The organism is Actinoplanes sp. NPDC051346, assembly GCF_040682215.1.
Lineage (GTDB): Bacteria > Actinomycetota > Actinomycetes > Mycobacteriales > Micromonosporaceae > Actinoplanes.
Genome location: NZ_JBFBAJ010000001.1, coordinates 830,167 through 854,476 on the forward strand (window position 1 = coordinate 830,167; position 24,310 = coordinate 854,476).

Sequence of the window (24,310 nt, forward strand, 5' to 3'; positions counted from 1 at the left end):
GCGGCGCGGGCGGTCCCGGCCCGCGCCGTGTGCCCGGAATGTCGCGAAAATCTGCGGGCTCGCATGGCCGCCGTAGACTCGATCACGTGACGAAGACCGCCGCACGCCCGCTCGCCGCCCTGTTCACCGCCGCCCTCGGCCTGGCCCTGCTCTCGGGGTGCAGCGACAGCGTCTCCTGCGGCCTCGACCAGTGCACCGTCACCATCGACCGCAGCGTCGACGCCCGCGCCGAGGTGCTCGGCGTCGAGGCCAAGTTCGTCAGCGCCGACCAGAACACGCTCACCCTGGACGTGGCGGGCGAGCGGATCCAGCTCACCAAGGGCCAGCAGGCCGTCAACGTGGGCGGGCTGCAGGTCTCCCTCGACTCCATCGACTCCGACTCGGTGAGCTTCCAGGTCGCGCGCTAGCACGTCCCAGCCGCTTTCGGGGAAGGTTTGGGAAAGTTCGTCGTCGGTCACATTAGCGGCCATGACAGCCTCCTCATCCGCCCGCTCCAACCTGTCCCGTGCGGCGGACAGCAAACCGCTCGAATACCTGGCCCGCGGTGGCTTCATCGCGTACGGGGTCATCCATCTGATCTTCGCCTGGATCGCGCTGCAGCTCGCCTTCGGTGACCGGGCCGGGGAGAGTGACCAGTCGGGCGCCCTGCGGACGCTCGCGCAGCAGCCGATGGGCCGGACGCTCGTCATCGTCACCGTGGTGGGCATGGTCAGCCTGGCCCTCTGGCAGGCCCTCGAGGCGGCCATCGGAGAGAGCGGCGAGCGGAACCGCAGCGCGCTGGCCGAGCGCTTCATCTCGGGCTGCCGGACGGTCCTCTACCTGTACTTCGCCTGGGTGGGTGTCAAGATCCTCAAGGGTGCCAACGCCTCCACCGGCGACAGCCAGCAGCAGAGCGCGTCGAGCCTCATGGACAACACCGGCGGCCGGTTCCTGGTCGGCCTCATCGGCGTGGTGGTGGTCGGCGTCGGCATCGGCCTCGTGATCTACGGCGTGAAGAAGAAGTTCCTGAAGCACCTGAACACCGAGCAGATGAGCGCCTCGGTGCACCGGACCACGCGTCGGCTCGGGACCGCCGGTTATTCCAGCAAGGGAGTCGCGTACGGCATCGCCGGCGCGCTGATCGTGGCCGCCGCCGTGACCTACGACCCGGCCAAGGCCCGCGGCCTGGACGCCGCGCTCAAGACCCTCTCCGGTCAGGAGTACGGACCCTGGCTCCTGGGCCTCGTCGCCCTCGGCATCGCGGCCTTCGGCGTCTACTGCTTCTTCCAGGTGCGTTTCCGCAAGGTGTGACCAAGGTCTGACCTTCCCCGGCGAGGGTTCATCCCCAGGCGGGCAGGGCATGCTGGATCGCTGGCAACGAACCCTGGTGAGGAGAGGGAACCGTGACCAGCCTTCTGAGCGCCCTGCTCGCCGTCGTCGTGGCGGCGGGCGCGGCGATGGTGATCGTCGAGGCGGTGCACACGATCATCCAGCGCTTCGGGCGCCGTTCGTCGTTGCTCTGCGACCTGGCGACCACCGCGCACCGACCCTTCCTGGCCACCGCCACGGTCTTCGCCGTGCAGGTGGCCGTCCGCGGCTTCGCGGGCGACTTCCCGGGGCGCGGCGGCGTCCTGCACACCCTGGTGATCCTGGTGATCGCCGCCGTGGCGTGGCTGTTCGGCGCCCTGCTGCTCGTCATGGAGGACGTGGCGCTCGCCAAGTGGCGGGTCGACGTCCCGGACAACATGAAGGCCCGCCGGCTCAAGACCCAGGTGCAGATGCTGCGCCGGGTCACCGTCGCCGCGATCGTGGTGATCACCCTCGGCGTCGTGCTGATGACCTTTCCCGGGGTACGCGCGCTCGGCGCCAGCGTGCTCGCCTCGGCCGGCGTCATCTCGGTGATCGCCGCGCTGGCCGCGCAGAGCACGCTCGGCAACGTCTTCGCCGGGCTCCAGCTGGCCTTCAGCGACGCCGTCCGGATCGACGACGTCGTGGTGGTCGAGGGGGAGTGGGGCCGCATCGAGGACCTCACGCTGACCTACGTCGCCGTGCAGATCTGGGACGACCGGCGGCTCATCCTGCCCACCTCGTACTTCACCACCAAGCCGTTCCAGAACTGGACCCGCACCGGGTCCGCCGTCCTGGGCACCGCCGACATCGACGTCGACTGGTCGGCGCCCGTCGAGGCGATGCGCGCCGAGTTGCGTGCCGTGTGCGAAGGCACCGAGCTGTGGGACGGTCGGGTCTGCGTGCTCCAGGTGACCGAGGCGGTCGGCGGCATGATCCGGCTGAGGGCGCTGGTGAGCGCGCATGACGCGGGGTCGCTGTGGGACCTGCGCTGCCTGGTGCGGGAGCGACTCGTGGCGTGGGTCTTCGCCCACCGCCGCGACTCCCTGCCGCGGACGCGGGCCGACGTGACGGGCCTGGACCGTCAGGGGGACGTCTCCGTGCCCGGGGGCAACGGGGCCCGGCGCGCGGCGTGCCGCCCCGCCGACGCCGAGGCGGTGGACGACGCCCGGGTCTTCAGCGGCACGAGTGACGGCGACGAGCGGGCCGCGGCCTTCTCCGGGCCGGACGAGGAGGCCTCCGGGGCGCCGGATGTGGGCTCGTCAGAGCCGAGTCTTCCCACCGCGGCGCCGGTTCGGTGACCGTTGCCGGCCATGGTCCGCGACACTGAGGATTGATTCGGGGTTGGGCAGGGCATACAGCGTGCAGGGAAAGGAGGACACCATGGCCGATGTCCTGAACGGTAGCCCGGCCCGTCCGGGGACCGACCAGTCCACCTCGGAACTGGTCCAGAAGGCGAGTGAGCAGATCTCTCGCCTCGTCCGGGACGAGATCGCACTAGCCAAGGCGGAGCTCGCGGAGAAGGGCAAGCACGCCGGCATCGGTGTGGGTCTGTTCGGCGGGGGCGGCGTGCTCGCCCTGTACGGCGTCGGCGCGCTCCTCGCCACGCTGATCATCGTGCTGGACCTCTTCCTGCCGCTGTGGCTCGCCGCCCTGATCGTCTCCGTGGTGCTGTTCGCCTCGGCCGGCGTCCTGGCGTTGCTCGGCAAGAAGCAGGTGACCCAGGCGATCCCTCCGGAGCCGAAGTCCGCCATCGAGAGCGCGAAGGCGGACGTCGACGAGGTCAAGCACGCGATCAAGAACGCTAGGAGCCGGGCATGAGCGACAAGAACGGTGGATCGGGGACCAAGCCCGACGTGGACGCAATCCGTGCGGACATCAAGCAGACCCGCGCGGAGCTGGGCGAAACCGTCCAGGCCCTCGCGGCCAAGGCGGATGTGAAGGCACGGGCGAAGGAACAGGTCGAGATCACCAAGGCCAAAGCGAAGGCCCAGGTGCACGACGCGACCGAGAAGGTGCGCGGGGCGGCGGCGACCGCCGCGGCGGCGGCCTCCGGCAGGGTCCGGGCGGCCACCTCGCAGGCCGAGGACAAGATCGCACCCGCCCTCGACAAGGTGCGCGAGAGCGGCGCGCTGGACAAGGCTCAGGACGCCCGCGAGCAGGTGAAGCGCAACCCCGTCCCGTTCGCGGCGGTGCTCGCGGCAGGCGTGGCGCTGGTGGGCATCATTCTGATCGTGCGGGGGAGGCGTCGGTGAGCGGAAAGCTCCAAAAGGTGGCGTACAAGCCGGTAGGCCTGCTGCTGGGCATCGGCGCCGGCGCCGTGGCCGGTTTCCTCTTCAAGGAGGTCTGGAAACTGGCCGCCGGCGACGACGATGCTCCGAACGCCACCGATGAGGACCGCGGCTGGGGAGAGATCATCGCCGCGGCGGCCCTGCAGGGTGCGATCTTCGCGACCGTAAAGGCCCTCGTCGATCGAGGTGGGGCCGCCGGCGTCCGGAAGATTACGGGCACCTGGCCGGACTGATCTGAGCTGACTGTATCGACCACCGTCAAGGCCCTCGGCGCTGCCGAGGGCCTTTTCCATTGCCCTGGAAGTCGATGGGATTCGCTCGAGGGGAAGCTTTTGAGGCCGTTCTTCGGGTACAGTGTGGCCAGTTTTTGTGTAAGTGGTTCAGGTGGTAGGTCTTCTGCAGGGGACCGCTCCTTCTGAAAGGCCGTTCGCGGCGCCGCTGCTCGAAAACGACCATCGGCCCCGCATCACCGGGCCGGCATTTTCAGAAGGAGAGTTCAGCATGGCGCAAGGAACCGTGAAGTGGTTCAACGCAGACAAGGGCTTCGGCTTCATCACCGTCGACGGCGGGGGTGCTGACGTGTTCGTCCACTTCTCGGCCATCCAGACGAGCGGCTACCGCACTCTGGAAGAGAACCAGCGGGTCGAGTTCGAGATCGCCCAGGGTCAGAAGGGCCCGCAGGCGGAGCAGGTTCGCCCCCTCTGAGACCAACCGGCCGGCCGTGATGTCGGCAGTCGATCGCCTGGCCGGAGATCGGCTCTAGTAAGAAAGGCCCCGTGTCCTGGTCCCCCAGGGTGCGGGGCCGTTCTTCTTTCTGGCCCCGCGACCCTCCTGTTCGGACTCAGGGGCCCGTGCGCTCCCGCTGTTGCTTGAACCGGGCGCGGACCCGCACCCCGATCACCATCAGGGCCACACCCGCGACCGCCGCCACCGGACCCACGACGGCCATGGCGGTCACCCCGCTGAGCACGCTGTCGTGCACCAGGTCCAGGCCCTGCGCGGTCCAGAGGACGCCCACCACGAGCGCCAGAAGGCCACCGGTCAGCGCGAGCCAACCCTTCATGGGCACGCTGTCGTCCGCCGCCGCCGGCTGCTGTGCCGGTCCGTGCTCACCAGCGGTCATGGACCTGGGGCCTGATCAGCTCGTCGTAGACCGCCCCGACCGCCGCGTGGGCCTCGGGGGCCAGGGCGGGCAGGCCGGCCGCCGCGGCGTTGCCGCGGGCCTGGTCGGCGTTGCGGGCTCCGGGGATCACCACGGTCACCGCCGGGTGGTCCAGGATCCAGCGCAGAGCGAACTGGGCCATCGTCATCCCTTCCGGCACGTACGGCCGAAGTCTGCGTACCGCCTCGAGCCCGGTGCCGTAGTCGACCCCGGAGAAGGTCTCGCCCGCGTCGAAGGCCTCGCCGTGGCGGTTGTAGCTGCGGTGGTCGTCCGCGCCGAACCTAGTGTGCTCGTCGTAGCGGCCGGAAAGCAGCCCGGAGGCCAGCGGCACCCGGGCGATGATGCCGACGCCCGCCTCCGCCGCCGCCGGCAGGACTCGCTCGATCGGCTTGAGCCGCAAGGCGTTCAGGATGATCTGCACGCTCGCGGTGCCGGGCCGGGCGATCGCCGCGAGGGCCTCGTCCGTCGACTCGACGCTGACGCCCCACGCCGCGACGCGCTTCTCCTGCACCAGCGTGTCGAGCGCGTCGTAGACGGCCTCGGTGTGCAGGACCGCCGTCGGCGGGCAGTGCAGCTGCACCAGATCGAGGGTGTCCATGCCGAGGTTGGCCCGGGAGCGGTCGGTCCAGGCCCGGAAGTTGTCGAGTGTGTAGTTGCCGGGCTCCTGCGGCAGCCGGCGGCCCATCTTGGTGGCCACGGTCAGTCCCGGCGCCCCACAGCGGAAGACGCCGATGACCTGCTCGCTGCGGCCGTCGCCGTAGACGTCGGCGGTGTCGATGAAAGTCACGCCGGACTCCACGGCGGCGCGAAGGGTGGCGAGCGCGTCGTCCTCGCTCACCTCGCCCCAGTCGGCGCCGAGTTGCCAGGCGCCGAGGCCTATCGCCGCGACTTCCCGCCCCAGGCGGCCGAACCTGCGCTTTTCCACGACGGCGAGCCTAGTCTCCCGGTGATACGCTGCAAACAAAACGTACGTACGGTTTGGAGCGACCTATGTGGGATCCCACCGTCTACCACCGCTACGGCAGCGAGCGGTCCCGTCCCTTCGTCGATCTGTTGGCGCGCGTCGGCGCGGAGCACCCGCGCGCGGTCGTCGACCTCGGCTGCGGCAGCGGCGAGCTCACCGAGACCCTCGCGGGACGGTGGCCCGGGGCCCGTATCGCTGGACTGGATTCGTCCCCGGAGATGATCGCCGAAGCGGGTGCGCGGGGCACGGGCGTCGAGTTCCACCTCGGCGACCTGGCGCACTGGCGGCCCGGCCCCGACACGGACGTCGTCATCACCAACGCCGCGCTGCAGTGGGTCCCCGGTCACGACGAGCTGCTGACCCGATGGGCCCGCGCGCTCCCGCCGGGCGCCTGGCTCGCCCTGCAGGTGCCGGGCAACTTCGACGCGCCGTCGCACCGGATGCTGCGGGAGCTCGCCCGCAGCGCGCTCTACGCGGCGACGCTCGGCGAGGTGGTGCGCGAGGCCCCCGTCGACGACGCCGCCGGGTACGCGGCCCGCCTGGTCGCCGAGGGCGCGAGCGTGGACGCGTGGGAGACGACCTACGTGCACCTGCTGCCCGCCACCGGCGACGATCACCCGGTCCTGCGCTGGATGGAGGGCACCGCCCTGCGCCCCGTCAAGGCGGCGCTCGGCGACACGGCGTGGCGCGTCTTCCGGGCCGATCTCGGTGCGAAGCTGGCAGCGGTCTACCCTGCCCGGAGCGGAAAGGTGGCATTCCCGTTCCGCCGGATCTTCGTCGTGGCCCAAGTCCAGGAGGAAAAGTGACCGAGCTGGCCTCGTTCATCGCCGGCCTGCCGAAGGCGGAGCTGCACGTGCACCACGTCGGCTCGGCCTCGCCGCGCATCGTCGCCGAGTTGGCCGCCCGGCACGAGGGCGACTCACCGGTCCCCGCCGACCCCGCCGCGCTCGCCGACTACTTCGCCTTCCGCGACTTCGCGCACTTCATCGAGGTCTACCTGAGCGTGGTGGATCTGATCCGCGACGACGAGGACGTGCGCACGCTCACCTACGAGGTCGCCCGGGAGCTTGCCCGCCAGCAGGTCCGGTACGCCGAGCTCACGGTCACGCCGTACTCGCACGTGAGCCGCGGCATCCCGGCGCCGGCGTTCTGCGAGGCCATCGAGGACGCCCGCGCGGGCGCGGCCCGCGACTTCGGCATCGACCTGCGCTGGTGCTTCGACATCCCGGGCGAGGCCGGGCTGACCGCCGCCGAGGAGACGCTGCGCATCGCGCTGGAGGAGCGGCCCGACTCCCTGATCAGCTTCGGCCTCGGCGGGCCGGAGATCGGGGTGCCGCGGCCGCAGTTCAAGCCCTACTTCGACAAGGCGCGGGCGGCCGGGTTGCACAGCGTCCCGCACGCGGGCGAGACGACCGGGCCGGGCACGATCTGGGACGCGCTGCGCGACCTGGGCGCCGAACGGATCGGGCACGGCATCTCGGCCGCGCAGGACGCCCAGCTCATGGCCTATCTGGCGGATCACCGGATCCCGCTCGAGGTGTGCCCGACGTCGAACGTGCGGACCCGGGCCGTGGCCTCGATCGAGGAGCACCCGCTCGCGGCGCTGGTCGCCGCCGGAGTACCCGTCACCATCAACTCGGACGACCCGCCGATGTTCGGCACGACCCTCGAGGAGGAGTACGCCGTCGCGGCGCACCTGCTCGGCCTCGACGCGGCCGGCGTCGCGGACCTCGCCCGGGCCGCCGTTTCCGCGTCCTTCCTGCCCCACGCGGGCAAGGAGAAGCTGCTCACCGAGATCGGCGACTACGCCGCCGGCAACGCCTGACGCGCCCGCCGCCGCACTCCGGCGGGTGTCTCGCGCGGAGCGCGGTCAGGAGCGGTGGGCGTAGAGCGGGTCCTGCCAGATCGCCAGCACGGCGAGGATCCCGACCGTCAGGATCGTCACCACGCGTACGACCCGCCGCCGGTGGAAGAACGGTCGTCGATCGTCCTCGTCGGCTTCGGGTCCGGTGTGTATGTCCGTGTCGAGCATCGTCTCTCCCCCTCGCCCGGCGTCAGCCGGGCACCGCCGTCCAACTCTGGTGCCGGGCCTGCTCCGGGCGCTGCAGCACGAGCAGCCGGGCCGTGCCGAAGCGCTGGCTGCCCACCCCGACGGTCAGATCGCCGGCGCTGGTTCGCAGGCTGAAGCCGTGGTTGCTGGCGAAGAGCTTCCACCGGCGGCTGTCGGCCGCGACGCAGTCCTCCTGCACCAACGGCGCCCCGACCACCGGGTTGCCGCCGAGCGGTGCCACGCACTTGTTGGTCGCCCGCGATTGCAGCGTGAAGCTGTCGTTGCCGGCCGGGACGAGCCGCCACTGCTGCTGGGAGCCGCCGTCCGCGCTGCCCAGCGTGAGGGGTGTGCCGTTCGCCGAACGCGCGGCGTACAGGTCGGCCGCGCCGCCGGTCAGGGAGTTCACCAGCACGAACCAGGAGTTGGCCGCCGGCCGGGCCGCGGGCGCCGATTCCGCGACGCCCCGGGCGGCGTAGCCGGACGTGCTGCGGACGCTGACCTGATATTTCGTGTCCGGCTTCAGCCCGATCAGCCGGGCCCGGGTCGCCGTGGTGGTCGCGATGACCCTGCCGTCGACCTCCACCTGGTATTCCGCCTTCGGAGCGGCCGCGCTCCAGGTCAGCCGGACCGCGGTGCTCGTCGACTCGCGGACCTCGAGGACGGCCTGCACGGTCCGGGCCGCCGCCGGCTCGGTGACCGGGCCACCGCCGGCGTGGGCGAGCGGCTGTGTCGCGGGCCCGCCCGGCCCGCCCGGTGCGTCCCCGCCACCGTCGGCCTCGCCGCCCCCGGTGACCCGGGACGCCGTGGCGCCCGTCGCGGTCGTGGCGTCCGGGGTCGCCGGGGCGGTGGCGTTCGGAGCGTCCGGCGGCTCGTCTCCGCCGTCGCTGCGCAACAGGAACTCGCTCTGCGCCACGTTCCAGTTCTTCGCGAGGTAGCTGTCCGGCCGGGGGTCGGTGCTGAAGTAGTCGTCGTGCCCGCAGTCGAGGCGAATCTCCTGCTTCTTGGGACACACCGTCCGCAGTCGCTCGCCGGACCGGTCCTCGTGGCAGAGCGGATCGTGGTCGTCGGTGCAACTGCCCGCGCCGGTCGAGTTGGGGGAGTCGCGCAGCAGGGCGCCGAGCATGTTGGTCGTCTCGACCGCCGCGACCGCCGAGCTCCAGCAGCCGGCGTCCACCCGACCGTACGACGGCCCGCCGTTGTTGCGGTTGCCCAGCCCGGGGCGGTTGTCGGCGATGAACGTGCCGATGCCGCAGTACACGTTGGCGTCCGCGAAGATCAGGTATTTGCGGTCGTTGCGGTTGTAGCCGAGGGTCCGCAGCTTCGCGATGGTGCTCGTGAAGGAGGCGAGCGCGCCCTCGGGCATCTGCACCTCGGCGACGTCGACCCGGCACTGCGGCGTGGTGACGTACCTGATGTGCCGCGAACCGCCGGTCTCGGCCGCGCTGGCGTCGAAGATCTGGTCGACGCCGGCCGCCCAGTTGCGGATGGAGCCGAGATAGCCGGTGTAGCGGCTGGGCGTGCCGAACTCGTGCACATAGAGCACCTGGATGCGGTTACCCGTACGCCCGTCGCCGTCGCACGCCACGTCGTGCGCGCCCATGACGAAGTCGGCCTGACCCGGTGCGGCCTCCGGGATCAACGCGGGCGCGCCCGGTGCCAGCGAGATGCCGCCCTCGTCGCGCACGATCTCCGCGTCCGGCGGGACCGTGGCGGGCTCGCGCGCGGGCTGCGCGGGCTCCGGCACCTTGTCGGTCACCGGATTGACGTCGCGACCGACCTCCAGCCCGGCCGGCGCCGGATCCGGGCCGTGGGTGCAGGTCTCGGCGTCGAGCTCGTAGGTGCCGGCGCAGAGCGACTCCCGGCCGGCGGGCACCAGGCCGTCGTAGACCATGCCCCGGCCCGGGTCGTCGTCGGGCAGCGACGCGTACGTGATGCGCTCGCGGTCGTTCCCGTCGCCGGAACCCCACTGGCCGTCGAGGACGCCCGGCCCCACCACGACGCCGATGCCGAGCACGGCGACGCCGAGCACGACGGGCAGCAGGCGATGCGCGGCCGGGGTCGAATGCCGTCGGCCGCGGTCGGGGGTCGAGCGCCGCCGCTGCGGTGCCTCCCCACGAAGCTCAGGCCGTCGGTGGGCGGACAAACCTTCTCCTCGTGCTGCGGGAGCGCGGTGGGAGGGGGTTATGGGGTGACCACCTCCCACCGCGAAGTGGCTTCGCCGGCCCCGAAGGGGGGGACGTGCTGTGGGCTCGGCACCGGGAAGCCGGATGGGATCCGGGTAGAGATTGCCAGGCCTTCCCCGCCAGGGGAATGCCCTTAATACAGATCTAAGCAATACTTCTACCGTCCGGGGTAATTGCGTGGGGCGAGACGGCCGGGGCCGTTTCACGCGTCATCCGTACGCGGTTGCGGCCTTTTGCGCTTCGCCGGATCGCGCTCGCGGGCCAGTCGACCCACCAGACCGAAGCGGCTCGCCTGCTTGGGCGGGGCGTCGGCGTCGGCGAGCAGCATCACCACGCTGGCGCCGCCCATCGCGGCGCGGGCCAGGCTGACCGAGCCGCCCGCGGCCTGTGCGGCACGCCGGGCGATGTCCAGGCCCAGACCGGTCGAGCCCTGCTCGCTCTGACCGCGTTGCATGGCCTTCTCCGGGTCGTCGATGCCGGGACCGGCGTCGTCGACCCGCAGCCCCACCCAGCCGTCGCGGCGGGTGAGGCCCACCTCGAACGCCGTGCCCTGCGGGGTGTAGCGGAAGACGTTGCCGAGCACCGCGTCCAGCGCCGCCGCGAGCTCCGCGCGCGCCACCGGCACCGGGATGCGGAGCTGGGCCCCGACCACGCGGTACTGCCGGTTCTGGTCGCCGGCCAGGGCGGACCAGAAGACCATGCGGTCGCGGACCACCTCCGCCGCGTCGCACAGCCCCTCCTCGGGCGCGTCGGCGACCTGCGCGGCCACCGCGGCCCGGGTGGTGTTGATGAGCTGGTCGACCTCGCCCTCGAGGGTGATGATCGCCTGCCGGATCCGCCGGATGCCGCGTCGGCGATCCAGCTCGGCGGCGGAGAACTCGCCGATGTGGGTGTCGTCGGGGTCGAGCGCCTCGGCGTCCAGGCGCAGGACGGTGAGCGGGGTGCGCAGCCGGTGGGACAGGTCGGCGACCAGCTCCCGCTCGCTGGTGCGCGAGGTGACCAGGCGGTCGGCCATGCGGTTGAAGGCGTACCCGGCCTCGGCCAGCTCCCGTGGTCCGGACGGCTGGATGCGTACGCCCAGGTCGCCGCCGCCCACCGCCATCGCGGCGTGCACGAGGTTGCGCACCGAGGCGACGGCGCCGCGGGCCAGCCGGTCCACCACGATCACCGATCCGATGATCAGAGCGAGCATGATGCCGAGCAGGATCCACCAGGCCCTGGCGGTGCCCTCGTCGAGCTCGGCGTCGGCCACGAACGCCTCGACGACCGACGTCTTGCCGCCGACCGTCACCGGCTGCAGCCGGACGACGCCTCCGTCGACGTCGACCTCCACGGGCGCGGTGCCACGGGCGGCCGCGACGAGCTCTTCCGCGGAGACGCGGCTGTTCCGGGTGGTGCCGGGGGCGTGCACGACCACGCCGCCGCCCGCCGCGGTGACCGCCGCGTCGATGCCCTTCTTGCCGGCGTTGGCCGCGACCGCGCCGGCGACGGTGGCGCTGCGCTGCTCGGCCCCGGACATGGCGCTGTCACGGTGGTTCGTGCGCAGCTCCCAGCCCAGGGGGACGAGGAACGCGAGGGCGGCGACCGCGGTGGTGGCGGCGGTGACGCAGGCCAGCCGGGCCCTTAGTCCGGGGCCACCAACCTGAATCCGACCCCCCGCACGGTGCGCAGGTAGCGAGGCTTCGCCGCGGACTCGCCCAGTTTCCGACGTAGCCAGTACAGATGCACGTCGATCGTCTGGTCCTCGCCGACTGACGGCTGTCGCCATACCTCCTCCAACAGCTCACGACGGGAGACCACCCGGCCCGGGCGCGCGGCCAGGTAGGCCAGCAGGTCGAATTCCTTGCGGGTCAGGCTCAGCTGCTCGTCACCGAGGGTGGCGCTGCGCTCGCCCACGTCGACCCGCAGCTCACCGACCTCGTGCACGGCGGGTTGCGCCGTCCGGCTGGCCCGGCCGACGCGGCGCAGCACCGTGGTGATCCGCGCGTCGAGGTGGGCGCCGGTGAACGGCTTGACCATGTAATCGTCGGCGCCGGCCCGCAGCAGCCGCACCACGGTCTGCTCGTCGTCGCGGGCGGTGGCGATGATGATCGGCACGTCGGTGATGCCGCGCAGCATCCGCAGCGCGTCCGAACCGTCGAGGTCGGGCAGGCCGAGGTCGAGCACGACCAGATCGGGGGTCTCCGAGGCCACCCGGCGCAGGGCGTCGAGAGCCGTCCCGACGGCGTGCACGGCGTGTCCCCGGTCGGCCAGCGACCGGAGCATCGCACCGCGCACGACGTGGTCGTCTTCGACGAGCAACACCGTGGCCATGCGAAGAAGGTACTGCCCCTGGCAAGGGGAACCGAATTCGTCATTCACCGGCATCTGACGAATACGGAGAGTCACGGAAACTAGGGTAGTATCGGCGCACCGATGACCTTCACACTCTTTCGCGACACCCGCGCGGCATGCTTGCTGCCTGCTCGCCGCCCTGACCGAGGGTGACGACGCCGACCTCGACCTCGACCGCTTCGCCGACCTCCTCGGCCGCCATTTTGACCCCTACCGCGGCTACGGCCCCGGCGCGGTGGTGATGCTGCGGCAGATCCGCGGGGGCGTCCCGTGGCCGATCGCGGCGGCGGCCGCCTTCGACGGGCAGGGCTCGGCGGGCAACGGCGCGGCCATGCGGGCCGCCCCGCTCGGCGCCTGGCACGCCGACTCGCTCGTCCACGCCGCCCACCAGGGCGCCCGGGCCGCCGAGGTCACCCACGCGCATCCCGAGGGCGTCGCGGGCGGCGTCGCGGTGACCGTCGCCGCCCGGCTCGACGGCCAGCCGGTGGACCTGCTGGGCGCGGTGCTCGCGCACACCCCGCACAGCCGGGTACGCGACGGCCTGGTCGCCGCCACCCGCATCGACAACGCGGGCGAGGCCGCGTACGAGCTGGGGACCGGCGGCAGGGCGATGGCGCAGGACTCGGTGCCGTTCGCGCTGTGGGTTGCCGCGCGTCACCTCGACGACTACCCGGGCGCGATCTCCGCGTGCGTCGCCGCCGGCGGGGACGTGGACACGACCGCCGCCATGGCCGGGGGAGTCGTCGCCGCCCACACCGGGGTCGAGGGCATCCCACCGGAGTGGATCGCGGCCCGCGAACCGCTGCCGGAGTGGGTGGCCGCGTCGCGCGAGGGGTGAGGAAATGGACCTACTAGCATTCTTCGCGAACGCTCATCCCAACTGAACGAACGCTCATCCCAACTGAAGGAGAACCACCGTGTCCGCAGCTCTGGTCGTGCCGGCGGGGACGACGGCGGCCGACGCGGTGGCCGCCGCGGGCCTTCCGCAGTCCGGTCCCAAGGCGATCGTCGTGGTGCGCGAGGCGGACGGGCGCCTGCGTGACCTCGACTGGACGCCCGAGGAAGAAGCCACCGTCGAGGCGGTGTCGATCGACTCGCCGGACGGGCTCGACGTGCTGCGCCACTCGGCCGCGCACGTGCTCGCCCAGGCGGTGCAGAACGTGTTCCCGGAGGCGAAGCTCGGCATCGGACCGCCGATCCGCGACGGGTTCTACTACGACTTCGACGTCGAGAAGCCGTTCCAGCCCGACGACCTGGCCAAGCTCGAGAAGCGCATGCAGGAGATCATCAAGGCCGGGCAGACCTTCCGTCGGCGCGAGTACGCCACGCTCGACGAGGCCAAGGCCGAGCTGGCGCACGAGCCGTACAAGCTGGAGCTCGTCGACATCAAGGGTGACGTGGACGAGGAGGCCGCGGCGGTCGGAGCCGGCGAGCTGACCCACTACGACAACCTCGGCAAGGACGGCGAGCGGGTCTGGGGCGACCTGTGCCGCGGGCCGCACCTGCCCAGCACCCGGATGATCCCGGCCTTCAAGCTGATGCGCTCGGCCGCCGCCTACTGGCGGGGCAGCGAGAAGAACCCGCAGCTCCAGCGCGTCTACGGGACCGCGTGGCCGAGCCGCGACGAGCTGAAGGCGTACCTGAACCGGCTCGCCGAGGCCGAGCGCCGCGACCACCGCAAGCTCGGCACCGAGCTGGACCTGTTCTCCTTCCCCGACGAGATCGGCAGCGGCCTGGTGGTCTTCCACCCCAAGGGCGGTGTGATCAAGCGGGAGATGGAGGACTACGTCCGGGCGCGGCACATCGAGGAGGGGTTCCAGTACGTCGGCACCCCGCACATCTCCAAGGAGAACCTCTTCCACACCTCGGGCCACCTGCCCTACTACGCGGACACCATGTTCCCGCCCATGCACATGGAAGGCGCCGACTACTACCTCAAGGCGATGAACTGCCCGATGCACAACCTGATCTTCAGGTCGCGCGGGCGGTCCTACCGTGAGCTGCCGATGCGGCTGTTCGAGTTCGGCTCGGTCTACCGCTACGAGAAGTCCGGCGTGGTGCACGGCCTGACCCGGGTGCGCGGCCTGACCCAGGACGACTCGCACTCGTACGTCACCGCCGAGGACGCGCCCGCCGAGATCAAGCACCTGCTGAACTTCGTGCTGTCGCTGCTGCGCGACTTCGGCCTGGACGACTACTACCTGGAACTGTCCACCCGGGACCCGAAGAGCGACAAGTTCATCGGCTCGGACGAGCAGTGGGAGGTCGCCACCAAGGTGCTCGAGGACGTGGCGGTGGAGTCCGGGCTCGAGCTGGTGCTCGACCCGGGCGGCGCGGCGTTCTACGGTCCGAAGATCAGCGTGCAGGCGAAGGACGCGATCGGCCGGACCTGGCAGATGTCGACCATCCAGTACGACTTCAACCAGCCGGCCCGCTTCGGCCTGGAATATCAGGCGGCCGACGGCACCCGCCAGGAGCCGGTGATGATCCACTCGGCGAAGTTCGGCTCGATCGAGCGGTTCTTCGGCGTGCTGGTCGAGCACTACGCCGGCGCGTTCCCGGCCTGGCTCGCCCCGGTGCAGGTGGTCGGCATCCCGATCCGCGACGACCACGCCGGCTACCTTGAGGAGTTCGTCGCGGCTCTGCGCAAGGAGGGCATCCGGGCCGAGGTCGACCACTCGACCGACCGGATGCAGAAGAAGATCCGCACCGCCCAGCAGCAGAAGATCCCCTTCATGGCGATCGCCGGCGACGACGACGTCCAGGGCGGCACGGTCTCCTTCCGCTACCGCGACGGTTCGCAGCGCAACGGGATGGCGCTGGACGAGGCGGTGGCCCACGTGGTCGAGGTGGTGCGCTCCCGGGTCAACACCGGGCCCTCCGCCGCTTAGGGTGGGCGGGTGAGCGACGTAGGGGAACCGGACGGTCTCGATCGGCTCTGGACTCCGCACCGGATGGCGTACATCTCCGGTGCGGACCGACCCGAGGGCGGCTACGAGAAACCGTCCGGTTGCCCGTTCTGCGTCGCGCCCGGGCTGCCGGACGGCGAGACCCTGGTGGTGGCGCGCGGCGAAGCGGTGTTCGTGGTCCTCAATCTGTACCCGTACAACCCCGGGCACCTGCTGGTGTGCCCCTACCGGCACGTGGCCGACTACACCGACCTGACCGGCCCGGAGACGGCGGAGCTCGCGGCGTTCACCCAGCGGGCCATGCGCGTCATCCGCCAGGCGAGCAGCCCGCACGGCTTCAACCTGGGCATGAACCAGGGCGCGGTGGCGGGCGCGGGCATCGCCGCGCACCTGCACCAGCACGTGGTGCCCCGGTGGGGCGGCGACGGCAACTTCATGCCGGTGATCGGCCGGACCAAGGTCCTGCCGCAGCTGCTCGGCGACACCCGCGAGTTGCTCGCCAAGGCCTGGGCGACGGCGACCTGATCAGCGCGGCTGTTCCGCCGCGGCGACGGTGGACAGCGCCCGGACCCCGGCCGCGATCTGTTCGGCGGAGGGGGCCCGGGACGGATCCGTGAGCCACTGGGTCATCACGCCGGACATCAGCGCCATCGAGACCGCCCCGAGGGTGCGGACGGTCTGCTCGTCGAGGCCGTCCTCCTCCCGCCCGGTGAGCAGCGCGGCGAGCCCGCGCCGACCCTGCTCCATGCCCTCGGCGAGCTGCGCCCGCAGGTCGGGCGAGCGTTCGCTCTGAATCATCGCCTCGACGCTGGCCAGCCAGAGATCGCGGTGGGCGTCGAGGGTGCCGATCACCCGCCGCCAGTAGCGGACCAGCGGATCGCCGGGCTCGTCGCGCGGCTCCGCGGCCAGCGCGGCGCCGACCGCGTCGCCCCAGTCCTCGATCGCGCTGAGCATCGCCGCGTTCATCAGGGCCCGGATCGAGCCGTAGTGGTAGCCGATCGAGCCGAGGTTGGTGTTGGACACAGCCACCACGTCGCGCGCCGTCGTTCGTGCGTAGCCCTTCTCGTAGAGGCAGCGTTTCGCGCCCTCGAGCAGGTCCTCGCGGTGTCCCATGGCCGCCATCCTAGGGTCTATACGTATGTGTAAGACGTTTGTATAGTGACCGCATGACACGACGTGAGGTTCTGATCTCGGGTGCCGGACTGGCCGGCCCCGCCCTCGCCCTGGCTCTGTACAAGCACGGCCTGCGGGCCACGGTCGTCGAGCGGGCGCCGGCCCTGCGCGACGGCGGCTACAAGGTCGACATCCGCGGCGCGGCGATCGAGGTTCTGAAGAGGCTGGGCCTCTACGAGGCCGTGCGGGCCGTCGACACCGGGATGCGGCACATCACCTACGTGCGACCGGACGGGTCAGCGATCGCGACGCTCGACGCCGACCTGCTCATGGGTCGTCGCGGCGACGACCTCGAGGTGATGCGCACCGACCTGACCCGGATCCTGCACGCCGCCACCGCCGGCGACGTGGAATATCTCTTCGGCGAATCGATCGCCGGCCTCGACCAGCGTGCCGACGGCGTGGCGGTGACCTTCGCGAGCGGCGCCACCCGACGCTTCGACCTGGTCGTCGGCGCGGACGGGCTGCATTCGGCGACGCGCCGGGCCGTCATGGGCGACGTGCCGCTGCGGCACCTGGGTGCGTACATCTCGATCTTCGACGTCCCGGACGACCTCGGCCTGGACCATGAGGAGGTCTTCTTCAGCCGTCCCGGACGGATGGTCTTCGCCTACGGCACCGAGCCCTCGGAGCCTGCCAAGGTCGGGCTCGTGTTCGCCTCGCCGGTCATCGCGACCGACGATCCACGACGGGTGCTCCGCGAGCGCTTCGCCGGCATGGGCTGGCGGGTGGATTCCTTCCTCACGGCGCTGGACGGCCCCCGCGACCTCTACTTCGACTCCCTCAGCCAGGTCGAGCTGCCGCGATGGTCCGCCGGGCGGGTGGCGCTGCTCGGCGACGCCGCGCACTGCCCGGCGCCGTCGTCCGGGCAGGGCACGAGCCTTGCGCTGGTGGGTGCCTACGTGCTCGCGGGAGAGTTGGCCGCGGGCGACGGGCACGCGGCCGCGTTCACCCGCTACGAGACGGTGATGCGTCCCTTCGTCGAGCGCAACGTGCTGCTCGGCCGCGCGATGGCCCGGGACATGGTGCCCGGCGACCGGTGGCAGCTTGCCGTGCGCCACCACGGGCTGCGGACCCTGCGGTACAACCCGTGGAAGCGCCAGATCATCGAGCGGGTCACCCGGCCCCTGCGCCAGGCGGCCAACGCCATCGAGCTGCCCGCGTACCCGATGGCGGCGGCCGTCTGAGGCTCACTTGCCGGCGGCGTGCTCCTTGCGGACCGCGTCGGCCAGGTGGGCCGGCATCGGCTCGTGCCTCGCGTACGTGCGGGAGAACGTGCCCGCCCCCGAGGACAGCGCGCGCAGCTCCACGGCGTAGCGCAGCAGCTCGGTCGCGGGCACCTCGGCGCGGATGAGGCTGTGCTCGCCGTCGTCGTCGGTCTCGGTGCCCAGCGGGCGGCCGCGGCGGCCCGAGAGGTCGCTCATCACGGCGCCCACGTAGGTGTCCGGCACCCGCACCACGATCTCGTCGATCGGCTCCAGCAGCGTCATCTGGCCCTGCTCGGCGGCCTCGCGCAGGGCGAGTGAGCCGGCGGTCTGGAACGCGGCGTCGGAGGAGTCGACGCTGTGCGCCTTGCCGTCCACCAGGGTCACGCGCAGGTCGACGACCGGATAGCCGGCGACGATGCCGCGCTCGAGCTGCGCGCGCACGCCCTTCTCCACCGAGGGGATGTAGTTGTGCGGCACCGCGCCGCCGACGACCTTGTCCACGAACTCGAATCCGGAGCCGCGGGGCAGCGGCGTCACCTCGATGTCGCAGACGGCGTACTGGCCGTGCCCGCCGGACTGTTTCACGTGCCGGCCGTGACCCTTCGACGCGGTGCCGAAGGTTTCCCGCAGCGTGACCTTCACCGGTTCGGTGTCCAGGTCGGCGCCGCCGGCTCGCAGCCGTTCCAGCACGACGTCGGCGTGCGCCTCACCCATGCACCAGAGCACGAGCTGATGGGTGCTCGCGTTGCGTTCCAGGCGCAGCGTCGGGTCGCCCGCCACCAGCCGGGCCAGGTTCTTGGCCAGGGTGTCCTCGTCGGAGCGGGTCTTGGCGACCACGGCGATCGGCAGCAGCGGCTCGGGCATGGTCCAGGGCCGCATGAGCAGCGGCTGGTCCTTGCTCGAGATGGTGTCGCCGGTCTCGGCGCTGCCCGACTTGGTGATCGCGCAGATGTCGCCGGCGGCGCAGGCGGACACCTCGCGCAACTGCGCGCCCAGCGGCGAGTAGATGTGGGCGATGCGTTCGTCGGCGTCGTGGTCGGGGTGGCCGCGGTCGGTCAGGCCGTGGCCCGACACGTGCACCGTCAGCTCGGGGCGCAGGGTGCCGGAGAAGACCCGGACCAGCGAGACCCGGCCGACGTGCCGGTCGATCGTCGTCTTGACCACCTCGGCGACCAGGGGGCCGGCCGGGTCGCAGGTCAGCGGCGAACGGGGGCTCCCGTCCACGCCGGTGACCACGGGCAGTTCGTGCTCCAGCGGCGAGGGCGCGCTGGTCGCCAGCCCGTCGAGCAACGCGTCCAGTCCGACGCCGGTGCCCGCGCAGACCGGGATGACCGGATAGAAGTTGCCCCGCGCCACCGCCTTCTCCAGGTCCGGCACCAGGGTGTCCGTGCTGATCAGCTCGCCGGCGACGTACCGGTCCATCAGGGTCTCGTCCTCGCTCTCGGCGATGATCCCCTCGATGAGCAGGTCGCGGTCGTCCTTGATCGGGTTGAGGTGGGCGGGCTCGGCCTCGGCGGCGCGCGGGGGATAGCCCTGGGAATAGTCCAGGACCCGCAGCGTCACCAGCCCGATCAGGCCCTCGACGCTGGTGCCGTCGTCGCCGAGCATCGGCTGGTAGATCGGCATGACGTTCTCGCCGAACGCCTCCTGGCAGTCCTGCAGCGCCTGGTCGTAGTCGGCCCGGGGGTGGTCGAGCCGGGTGATGGCGACCGCGCGGGGCATGCCCACGGCGGCGCACTCCTCCCAGAGGGCGGTGGTCGCCTCGTCCACCCCGTCGACGGCGGACACCACGAAGAGCGCGGCGTCCGCGGCCCGTAGGCCGGCGCGCAGCTCACCGACGAAGTCGGCGTACCCGGGGGTGTCCAAAAGATTGATCTTGATGCCGTCGTGGACGACGGACGCGCAGGCGAGCGAGACGGACCGCTGCTGGCGTACGGCCGCGGGGTCGTGATCGCAGACCGTGGTGCCGTCGGCCACCGTCCCGGCGCGGGGAATCGTGCCGGTCGCCGCCAGCAGCGCTTCGACCAGCGTCGTCTTTCCCGCTCCGGAGTGGCCCACCAGCACCACGTTGCGTACTCTGCCGGGCTCGGTCACCACCGGCCCTGCCGTGTTGTCCTGGGTCTTCTGCGCCATCCCTGACGCACCTCCTGTCAGCCGGTCGGCGGCCATTCTCCTCCGAGGAGGTCAATGCGGATGTACTGGCCGCCTGGTGCGATGGCGCGCCGCACCACCCGGCCGTGCCGAACGGGGAGTTTCCCGGCTGTTACGACGCTGTCCTTGGATCTGACACCCACCGCAGTCGCCGGCGCAACCCCCTGTAGTCGCCGCGGGGACGTGACCTGGGTTCCCGGTGACGATTCGGCGACGTGGGGGCAGGGCCGTACCGTCCGTGGTCGGGCGCCGTTATGGTGGGACGGCCATGGCAAAGATCGTCAGCGTGCCCGCCCGAGCCGTCGTTGCGTACGGCGTCGACCCTACCGCCCGCCTCCTGCTGCGCCTCGGCGTCTCGCCAAACGCGGTCACCGTCGCCGGCACGGTCGGCGTCCTCGTCGGCTCCTGGTTCGGCGCCCAGGGCATGCTCTTCTGGGGCACGGTGATCGTCACCGCGTGCGCGCTGACGGACGCGCTCGACGGCACGATGGCGCGCATGCGCGGCCCCGCCGGCCAGTTCGGCGCGCTGCTCGACTCCTCGATGGACCGCATCGCCGACGGAGCGGTCTTCGGCGCCGTCGTCTACTACCTGGCCACCGAGGGCAATCCGTACGGCGGTGTCTGGGCGGCTCTGGCCAGCCTGGTCGGCGGCCAGGTGGTCTCGTACGTCAAGGCCCGCGCGCAGAGCCTCGGCCTCAACGCCGACGTCGGCATCGCCGAACGCCTCGAGCGCCTGCTCATCCTGGGCGTCGGCGGCCTGCTCGGCAGCGCCGACCTGGAGTGGGGGCTGCCGGCCGCGCTCTGGGTGGTCGCCGGCCTGTCGCTGATCACCGTCTTCCAGCGGCTGATCCACGCCGCCCGCAGCGACCGGCCCGGCGCCGCGCCGCCCGAGCCCGTCGCTCCGGCGGGCGATGCCTCGTGAAGGACCGGCTCACCGAGCTCGGCTACGCCGCGGGGTGGCGGCTGGTGCGGATGCTGCCGCTGCCGGCCGCCCGCGCGGTGTTCAACGTCGCCGCAGACCGCGCCGCCCGCGGCAACGGGCCGGGCACCCAGCGGCTGCGCCGCAACCTGCGCCAGGTGGTCGGGCCCGACCTGAGCGAGGGCGAGCTCGACGAGCTGGTCCGCGCCGGGCTGCGCTCGTACGCCCGCTACTGGATGGAGGCCTTCCGGCTGCCCTCGCAGTCGCGGGAGCGGTTCCTGGCCGACTTCGACCTGGTGAACTCCGACGAACTGCACGCGGCCATCGCCGAGGGCAACGGCGTCGTCCTCGCGCTGCCGCACGTCGGCAACTGGGACGCGGCCGGCGCCTGGCTCGTCTCCCACGGCTACAAGATGATCACCGTCGCCGAGCGGCTGAAGCCCGAGGGGCTCTTCGCGCGCTTCGTCGCGTACCGGGAGAAGCTCGGGATGGAGGTCCTCCCGCTGACCGGCGGCGAGCGGCCCCCGCTCGACGTGCTCGCCGATCGGCTCTCGCGGGGCTGGGCGGTGGCGCTGCTGGCCGACCGTGACCTGTCCGCGCGTGGCGTCGAGGTGCGGTTCTTCGGCGGTCGCACCCGGATGCCGCCCGGCCCGGCACTGCTCGCGCTGCGCACGGGTGCCCCGCTCTTCGCCGTCGACCTCTGGTTCTCCCCCGAGCGGACCATGGCCCGGGTACGCCGCATCGAACTCGCCACCGAGGGCGCCCTCGACGTGCGGATCAAGGAGACGACCCAGCGGGTCGCGGACGCGTTCGCGGTCGGCATCGCCGAGCACCCGCAGGACTGGCACATGCTCCAGAAGCTGTGGCTCAGCCAGAGCGCCCGGGTCTGAGGGGCGGGGCAGCCGTGCGGATCGGGATCGTCTCGCCGTACTCCTTCGACGTGCCCGGCGGCGTGCAGAACCACATCGTCGACCTCGCCGAGGCGCTGATCGGGCTGGGCCACGAGGTCAGCGTGCTGGCGCCCGCCGACGAGGACTCCGAGCTGCCGCCGTACGTGGTGCCCGCCGGGCGGTCGGTGCCGCTGCCCTACAACGGGTCGGTCGCGCGCATCGCGTTCGGGCCGGTCTCCACCGCGCGGGTACGGCGGTGGCTGGCCCGCGGCAAGTTCGACGTGCTGCACGTCCACGAGCCGATGACGCTCAGCCTGTCGCTGCTGGCGGTGCTCTCCGCGCGGGGGCCGGTGGTCGCCACGTTCCACACCGCCATGACCCGGTCCCGCGCGCTCTCCGCCGCGCAGGGACTGCTCCAGCTCGTGATCGAGAAGATCACCGCCCGGATCGCGGTCAGCGAGCTCGCCCGCAAGGTGCAGGTCGAGCACCTCGGCGGCGGCGCGGTCGAGATCCCCAACGGCGTGGCGGTGGCCAAGTTCGCCGCCGCCAGTCCGCTGCCGGGCTGGCCGGCCGACGGCGGCACGCTGGGCTTCCTGGGCCGCTTCACCGAGCCGCGCAAGGGCTTCGACCTGTTGCGTACGGCGTTCGTGTCGCTCGCCCGCGAACGTCCGGGCCTGCGCCTGCTGGTGGCCGGCCCCGGCGACCGCAACGACCTGCTCGAGGGCGTTCCCGCCGACGTGCGCCCCCGCGTCGAGTTCCTCGGGCTGGTCAGCGAGGCCGACAAGGCCCGCATGCTGCGCAGCGTCGACGTCTATGTGGCGCCGAACACGGGCGGCGAATCCTTCGGCATGATCCTCACCGAGGCCATGGCGGCCGGAGCGGCGATCGCCGCCAGCGACCTGGAGGCGTTCCGCCGGGTCCTCGACGGCGGGCGGGCCGGCGCCCTCTTCCCGACCGGCGACGCGGCCGCGCTCACCGCGCTGCTCCGCGAGTTGCTGGACGATCCGCAGCGTCGCGCTGAGTTGGCGACGTGTGCACGGAGCGTAGTCAAGACGTTTGACTGGCCGAGCGTGGCCCAACGCGTTCTTGAGGTGTACGCCACGGCGATCGAGGCCACCGACGGGCGGGTATTCGACGAAGAGTGGGCCGAACCACGCCACGGGACGTGACTCTCCGACACGATCAGGCACTACGATGCCCGGCATGTGGTGGGTCCTTGGTGCGCTTGCGGTGGTGGCTCTGCTGGCGTACCTGGCCTGGACCGCGCACCGCGTCAAACGGGTGCACGTCCGGGCCCAGTCCGGCGCTCGGGCCCTCGACGCCCACCTGCTGCGCCGCGCCGCCGCGGCGGCCGTGGTCGCCCAAGACGCCGGCTTCACCGAGCTGTACGCGGCCGCCCGCCGTGCCCTCGACGCCACGCCGGACGAGCGGGAGGCGGCCGAGAACGACCTCACCCGGCAGTTGCAGGCCGCGGAGCTGACCGGCGCCGACTCGGCCACCGCAACCCTGGTGGCCACCAGCCGCCGGCTCGTGCTCGCCCGTCAGGTGCACACCGACCTGGTCCGCGACGCCCTGACCGCCCGCGGGCGCATTCTGGTGCGGCTGCTGCGCCTGGCCCGGCAGTACGAGCGTCCCCGCTACTTCGAGATGGTGGACCCGGCGCCGCCGGTGCCGGTGGCCCCGCGCCCGGCGCAGCCCGCGGACCTGCGCATCCCCGCGGCCTGACAATTCGCCCGCGGCACGCGTGCAGGCCACCGGGGGGTCGATTGGCCATCGGTCGGCACCGGGTGGGTGCGTAAAATTCTCACGAATCCCAACCTCGTGAGGAGTCCAGACACCGTGTCCGAGAGCGCGCCCGACAGCCAGCCCACCACCGGTACCGCCCGCGTGAAGCGCGGCATGGCCGAAATGCTCAAGGGCGGTGTGATCATGGACGTGGTCACGCCGGAGCAGGCCAAGATCGCCGAGGACGCCGGCGCGGTCGCCGTCATGGCCCTCGAGCGGGTCCCCGCCGACATCCGCGCCCAGGGCGGCGTGTCCCGGATGAGCGACCCCGACATGATCGACGGCATCATCGCCGCGGTCTCCATCCCGGTCATGGCCAAGGCCCGCATCGGCCACTTCGTCGAGGCCCAGGTGCTCCAGTCGCTCGGCGTCGACTACATCGACGAGTCCGAGGTGCTCACGCCGGCCGACTACGCCAACCACATCGACAAGTGGGCGTTCACCGTGCCCTTCGTCTGCGGCGCGACCAACCTCGGCGAGGCGCTGCGGCGCATCACCGAGGGCGCGGCCATGATCCGCTCCAAGGGCGAGGCCGGCACCGGTGACGTCTCCAACGCCACCACCCACATGCGCACCATCCGCGGCGAGATCCGTCGCCTCACCTCCCTGGCGGAGGACGAGCTCTTCGTCGCCGCGAAGGAGCTGCAGGCGCCGTACGACCTGGTCAAGGAGGTCGCGGCCACCGGCAAGCTGCCCGTCGTGATGTTCACCGCCGGCGGCATCGCCACCCCGGCCGACGCGGCGATGATGATGCAGCTGGGCGCCGAGGGCGTCTTCGTCGGCTCCGGCATCTTCAAGTCGGGCAACCCGGCCCAGCGCGCGGCCGCCATCGTCAAGGCCACGACCTTCCACGACGACCCCGACGTGATCGCCAAGGTCTCCCGCGGCCTGGGCGAGGCCATGGTCGGCATCAACGTCGAGGAGATCCCGCAGCCCCACCGCCTCGCCGAGCGCGGCTGGTAATC

Annotated in this window: 25 protein-coding genes and 1 pseudogene; 18 read left to right on the plus strand and 8 right to left on the minus strand. The window is 71.8% G+C overall.

Going from position 1 to position 24,310, the window contains the following annotated elements; translation table 11 throughout:
• The first annotated feature begins 86 nt into the window (after positions 1 to 86).
• The 7 genes from AB0M36_RS03700 to AB0M36_RS03730 all read left to right on the plus strand — a co-directional run bounded on the left by AB0M36_RS03700 (position 87) and on the right by AB0M36_RS03730 (position 4,322).
• Positions 87 to 407, plus strand: a complete 321-nt coding sequence (locus AB0M36_RS03700) for a hypothetical protein (protein WP_364151755.1) — start codon at positions 87 to 89, stop codon at positions 405 to 407.
• 61 nt (positions 408 to 468) lie between these two features.
• Positions 469 to 1,290 (plus strand): DUF1206 domain-containing protein, encoded by an 822-nt coding sequence (locus AB0M36_RS03705; protein WP_364151758.1) that lies wholly within the window; start codon positions 469 to 471, stop codon positions 1,288 to 1,290.
• Between the two features lie 146 nt (positions 1,291 to 1,436).
• Positions 1,437 to 2,627, plus strand: a complete 1,191-nt coding sequence (locus AB0M36_RS03710) for a mechanosensitive ion channel family protein (protein ID WP_364152263.1) — start codon at positions 1,437 to 1,439, stop codon at positions 2,625 to 2,627.
• An 82-nt stretch (positions 2,628 to 2,709) separates the two neighbouring features.
• A complete protein-coding gene (locus tag AB0M36_RS03715) occupies positions 2,710 to 3,147 on the plus strand; it encodes a phage holin family protein (RefSeq protein WP_364151761.1) in 438 nt (145 codons plus the stop codon).
• Positions 3,144 to 3,581, plus strand: a complete 438-nt coding sequence (locus AB0M36_RS03720) for a DUF3618 domain-containing protein (RefSeq protein ID WP_364151763.1) — start codon at positions 3,144 to 3,146, stop codon at positions 3,579 to 3,581. Before AB0M36_RS03715 ends, AB0M36_RS03720 begins: the two co-directional genes overlap by 4 nt.
• Positions 3,578 to 3,850, plus strand: coding sequence for a DUF4235 domain-containing protein (locus tag AB0M36_RS03725; protein WP_364151765.1), 273 nt, complete (start codon positions 3,578 to 3,580; stop codon positions 3,848 to 3,850). Before AB0M36_RS03720 ends, AB0M36_RS03725 begins: the two co-directional genes overlap by 4 nt.
• 268 nt (positions 3,851 to 4,118) lie before the next feature.
• Positions 4,119 to 4,322 (plus strand): cold-shock protein, encoded by a 204-nt coding sequence (locus AB0M36_RS03730; protein WP_011905669.1) that lies wholly within the window; start codon positions 4,119 to 4,121, stop codon positions 4,320 to 4,322.
• Positions 4,323 to 4,458: 136 nt separating this feature from the next.
• Here AB0M36_RS03730 and AB0M36_RS03735 read toward each other — a convergent pair whose 3' ends face one another.
• Both AB0M36_RS03735 and AB0M36_RS03740 read right to left on the minus strand, forming a co-directional pair.
• Entirely contained in the window at positions 4,459 to 4,740 is a 282-nt protein-coding gene (locus tag AB0M36_RS03735; RefSeq protein WP_364151768.1) for a hypothetical protein, read from the minus strand.
• Entirely contained in the window at positions 4,727 to 5,704 is a 978-nt protein-coding gene (locus AB0M36_RS03740; RefSeq protein WP_364151770.1) for an aldo/keto reductase, read from the minus strand. The genes AB0M36_RS03735 and AB0M36_RS03740 overlap by 14 nt, the downstream gene beginning before the upstream one ends.
• 65 nt (positions 5,705 to 5,769) lie before the next feature.
• On the opposite strand from AB0M36_RS03740, the gene AB0M36_RS03745 reads away from it, so the two are divergent.
• Both AB0M36_RS03745 and AB0M36_RS03750 read left to right on the plus strand, forming a co-directional pair.
• Positions 5,770 to 6,549, plus strand: a complete 780-nt coding sequence (locus AB0M36_RS03745) for a trans-aconitate 2-methyltransferase (RefSeq protein WP_364151773.1) — start codon at positions 5,770 to 5,772, stop codon at positions 6,547 to 6,549.
• Positions 6,546 to 7,568, plus strand: a complete 1,023-nt coding sequence (locus AB0M36_RS03750; RefSeq protein WP_364151776.1) for an adenosine deaminase — start codon at positions 6,546 to 6,548, stop codon at positions 7,566 to 7,568. Before AB0M36_RS03745 ends, AB0M36_RS03750 begins: the two co-directional genes overlap by 4 nt.
• A 45-nt stretch (positions 7,569 to 7,613) precedes the next feature.
• Here the strand turns inward: AB0M36_RS03750 and AB0M36_RS03755 are convergent, their stop codons facing one another.
• From AB0M36_RS03755 to AB0M36_RS03770, 4 genes are all read right to left on the minus strand, one after another.
• Complete coding sequence (locus AB0M36_RS03755) at positions 7,614 to 7,775, minus strand: hypothetical protein (RefSeq protein ID WP_364151778.1); 162 nt, start codon at positions 7,773 to 7,775, stop codon at positions 7,614 to 7,616.
• A 22-nt stretch (positions 7,776 to 7,797) separates the two neighbouring features.
• Positions 7,798 to 9,936: an RICIN domain-containing protein gene (locus tag AB0M36_RS03760; RefSeq protein WP_364151781.1), complete on the minus strand. Its 2,139-nt coding sequence runs from the start codon at positions 9,934 to 9,936 to the stop codon at positions 7,798 to 7,800.
• Between the two features lie 242 nt (positions 9,937 to 10,178).
• The gene (locus AB0M36_RS03765) at positions 10,179 to 11,495 is read right to left on the minus strand and encodes a HAMP domain-containing sensor histidine kinase (RefSeq protein ID WP_364151783.1); all 1,317 of its coding nucleotides are present in this window, start codon (positions 11,493 to 11,495) and stop codon (positions 10,179 to 10,181) included.
• Positions 11,496 to 11,599: 104 nt separating this feature from the next.
• The gene (locus AB0M36_RS03770; RefSeq protein ID WP_364151786.1) at positions 11,600 to 12,289 is read right to left on the minus strand and encodes a response regulator transcription factor; all 690 of its coding nucleotides are present in this window, start codon (positions 12,287 to 12,289) and stop codon (positions 11,600 to 11,602) included.
• 139 nt (positions 12,290 to 12,428) lie between these two features.
• On the opposite strand from AB0M36_RS03770, the pseudogene AB0M36_RS03775 reads away from it, so the two are divergent.
• The 3 genes and pseudogenes from AB0M36_RS03775 to AB0M36_RS03785 all read left to right on the plus strand — a co-directional run.
• Positions 12,429 to 13,148: pseudogene (locus tag AB0M36_RS03775) on the plus strand (ADP-ribosylglycohydrolase family protein); the annotation flags it as partial.
• Positions 13,149 to 13,227: 79 nt separating this feature from the next.
• Positions 13,228 to 15,201, plus strand: a complete 1,974-nt coding sequence (gene thrS, locus AB0M36_RS03780; protein ID WP_364151789.1) for a threonine--tRNA ligase — start codon at positions 13,228 to 13,230, stop codon at positions 15,199 to 15,201.
• 63 nt (positions 15,202 to 15,264) lie between these two features.
• The gene (locus tag AB0M36_RS03785) at positions 15,265 to 15,744 is read left to right on the plus strand and encodes an HIT domain-containing protein (protein ID WP_364152266.1); all 480 of its coding nucleotides are present in this window, start codon (positions 15,265 to 15,267) and stop codon (positions 15,742 to 15,744) included.
• Here AB0M36_RS03785 and AB0M36_RS03790 read toward each other — a convergent pair whose 3' ends face one another.
• Positions 15,745 to 16,332 carry a TetR/AcrR family transcriptional regulator gene (locus AB0M36_RS03790; protein ID WP_364151792.1) on the minus strand — a complete coding sequence of 196 codons (588 nt, stop codon included), beginning with the start codon at positions 16,330 to 16,332 and terminating at the stop codon, positions 15,745 to 15,747.
• Positions 16,333 to 16,385: 53 nt separating this feature from the next.
• On the opposite strand from AB0M36_RS03790, the gene AB0M36_RS03795 reads away from it, so the two are divergent.
• Entirely contained in the window at positions 16,386 to 17,579 is a 1,194-nt protein-coding gene (locus AB0M36_RS03795; protein WP_364151795.1) for an FAD-dependent monooxygenase, read from the plus strand.
• 3 nt (positions 17,580 to 17,582) lie between these two features.
• Here the strand turns inward: AB0M36_RS03795 and AB0M36_RS03800 are convergent, their stop codons facing one another.
• Positions 17,583 to 19,733, minus strand: coding sequence for an elongation factor G-like protein EF-G2 (locus tag AB0M36_RS03800; RefSeq protein WP_364151798.1), 2,151 nt, complete (start codon positions 19,731 to 19,733; stop codon positions 17,583 to 17,585).
• Between the two features lie 286 nt (positions 19,734 to 20,019).
• Here AB0M36_RS03800 and pgsA point away from each other — a divergent pair, with 286 nt between their 5' ends.
• The 5 genes from pgsA to pdxS all read left to right on the plus strand — a co-directional run bounded on the left by pgsA (position 20,020) and on the right by pdxS (position 24,308).
• Positions 20,020 to 20,673, plus strand: coding sequence for a phosphatidylinositol phosphate synthase (gene pgsA, locus AB0M36_RS03805; protein WP_364151800.1), 654 nt, complete (start codon positions 20,020 to 20,022; stop codon positions 20,671 to 20,673).
• Positions 20,670 to 21,560, plus strand: a complete 891-nt coding sequence (locus tag AB0M36_RS03810) for a phosphatidylinositol mannoside acyltransferase (RefSeq protein ID WP_364151803.1) — start codon at positions 20,670 to 20,672, stop codon at positions 21,558 to 21,560. The genes pgsA and AB0M36_RS03810 overlap by 4 nt, the downstream gene beginning before the upstream one ends.
• A 14-nt stretch (positions 21,561 to 21,574) precedes the next feature.
• Positions 21,575 to 22,729, plus strand: a complete 1,155-nt coding sequence (locus AB0M36_RS03815) for a glycosyltransferase family 4 protein (RefSeq protein WP_364151806.1) — start codon at positions 21,575 to 21,577, stop codon at positions 22,727 to 22,729.
• 25 nt (positions 22,730 to 22,754) lie between these two features.
• Positions 22,755 to 23,285 (plus strand): hypothetical protein, encoded by a 531-nt coding sequence (locus AB0M36_RS03820; protein WP_364151808.1) that lies wholly within the window; start codon positions 22,755 to 22,757, stop codon positions 23,283 to 23,285.
• Between the two features lie 114 nt (positions 23,286 to 23,399).
• Positions 23,400 to 24,308, plus strand: a complete 909-nt coding sequence (pdxS, locus tag AB0M36_RS03825; RefSeq protein WP_364151810.1) for a pyridoxal 5'-phosphate synthase lyase subunit PdxS — start codon at positions 23,400 to 23,402, stop codon at positions 24,306 to 24,308.
• The last annotated feature ends 2 nt before the right edge of the window (positions 24,309 to 24,310 follow it).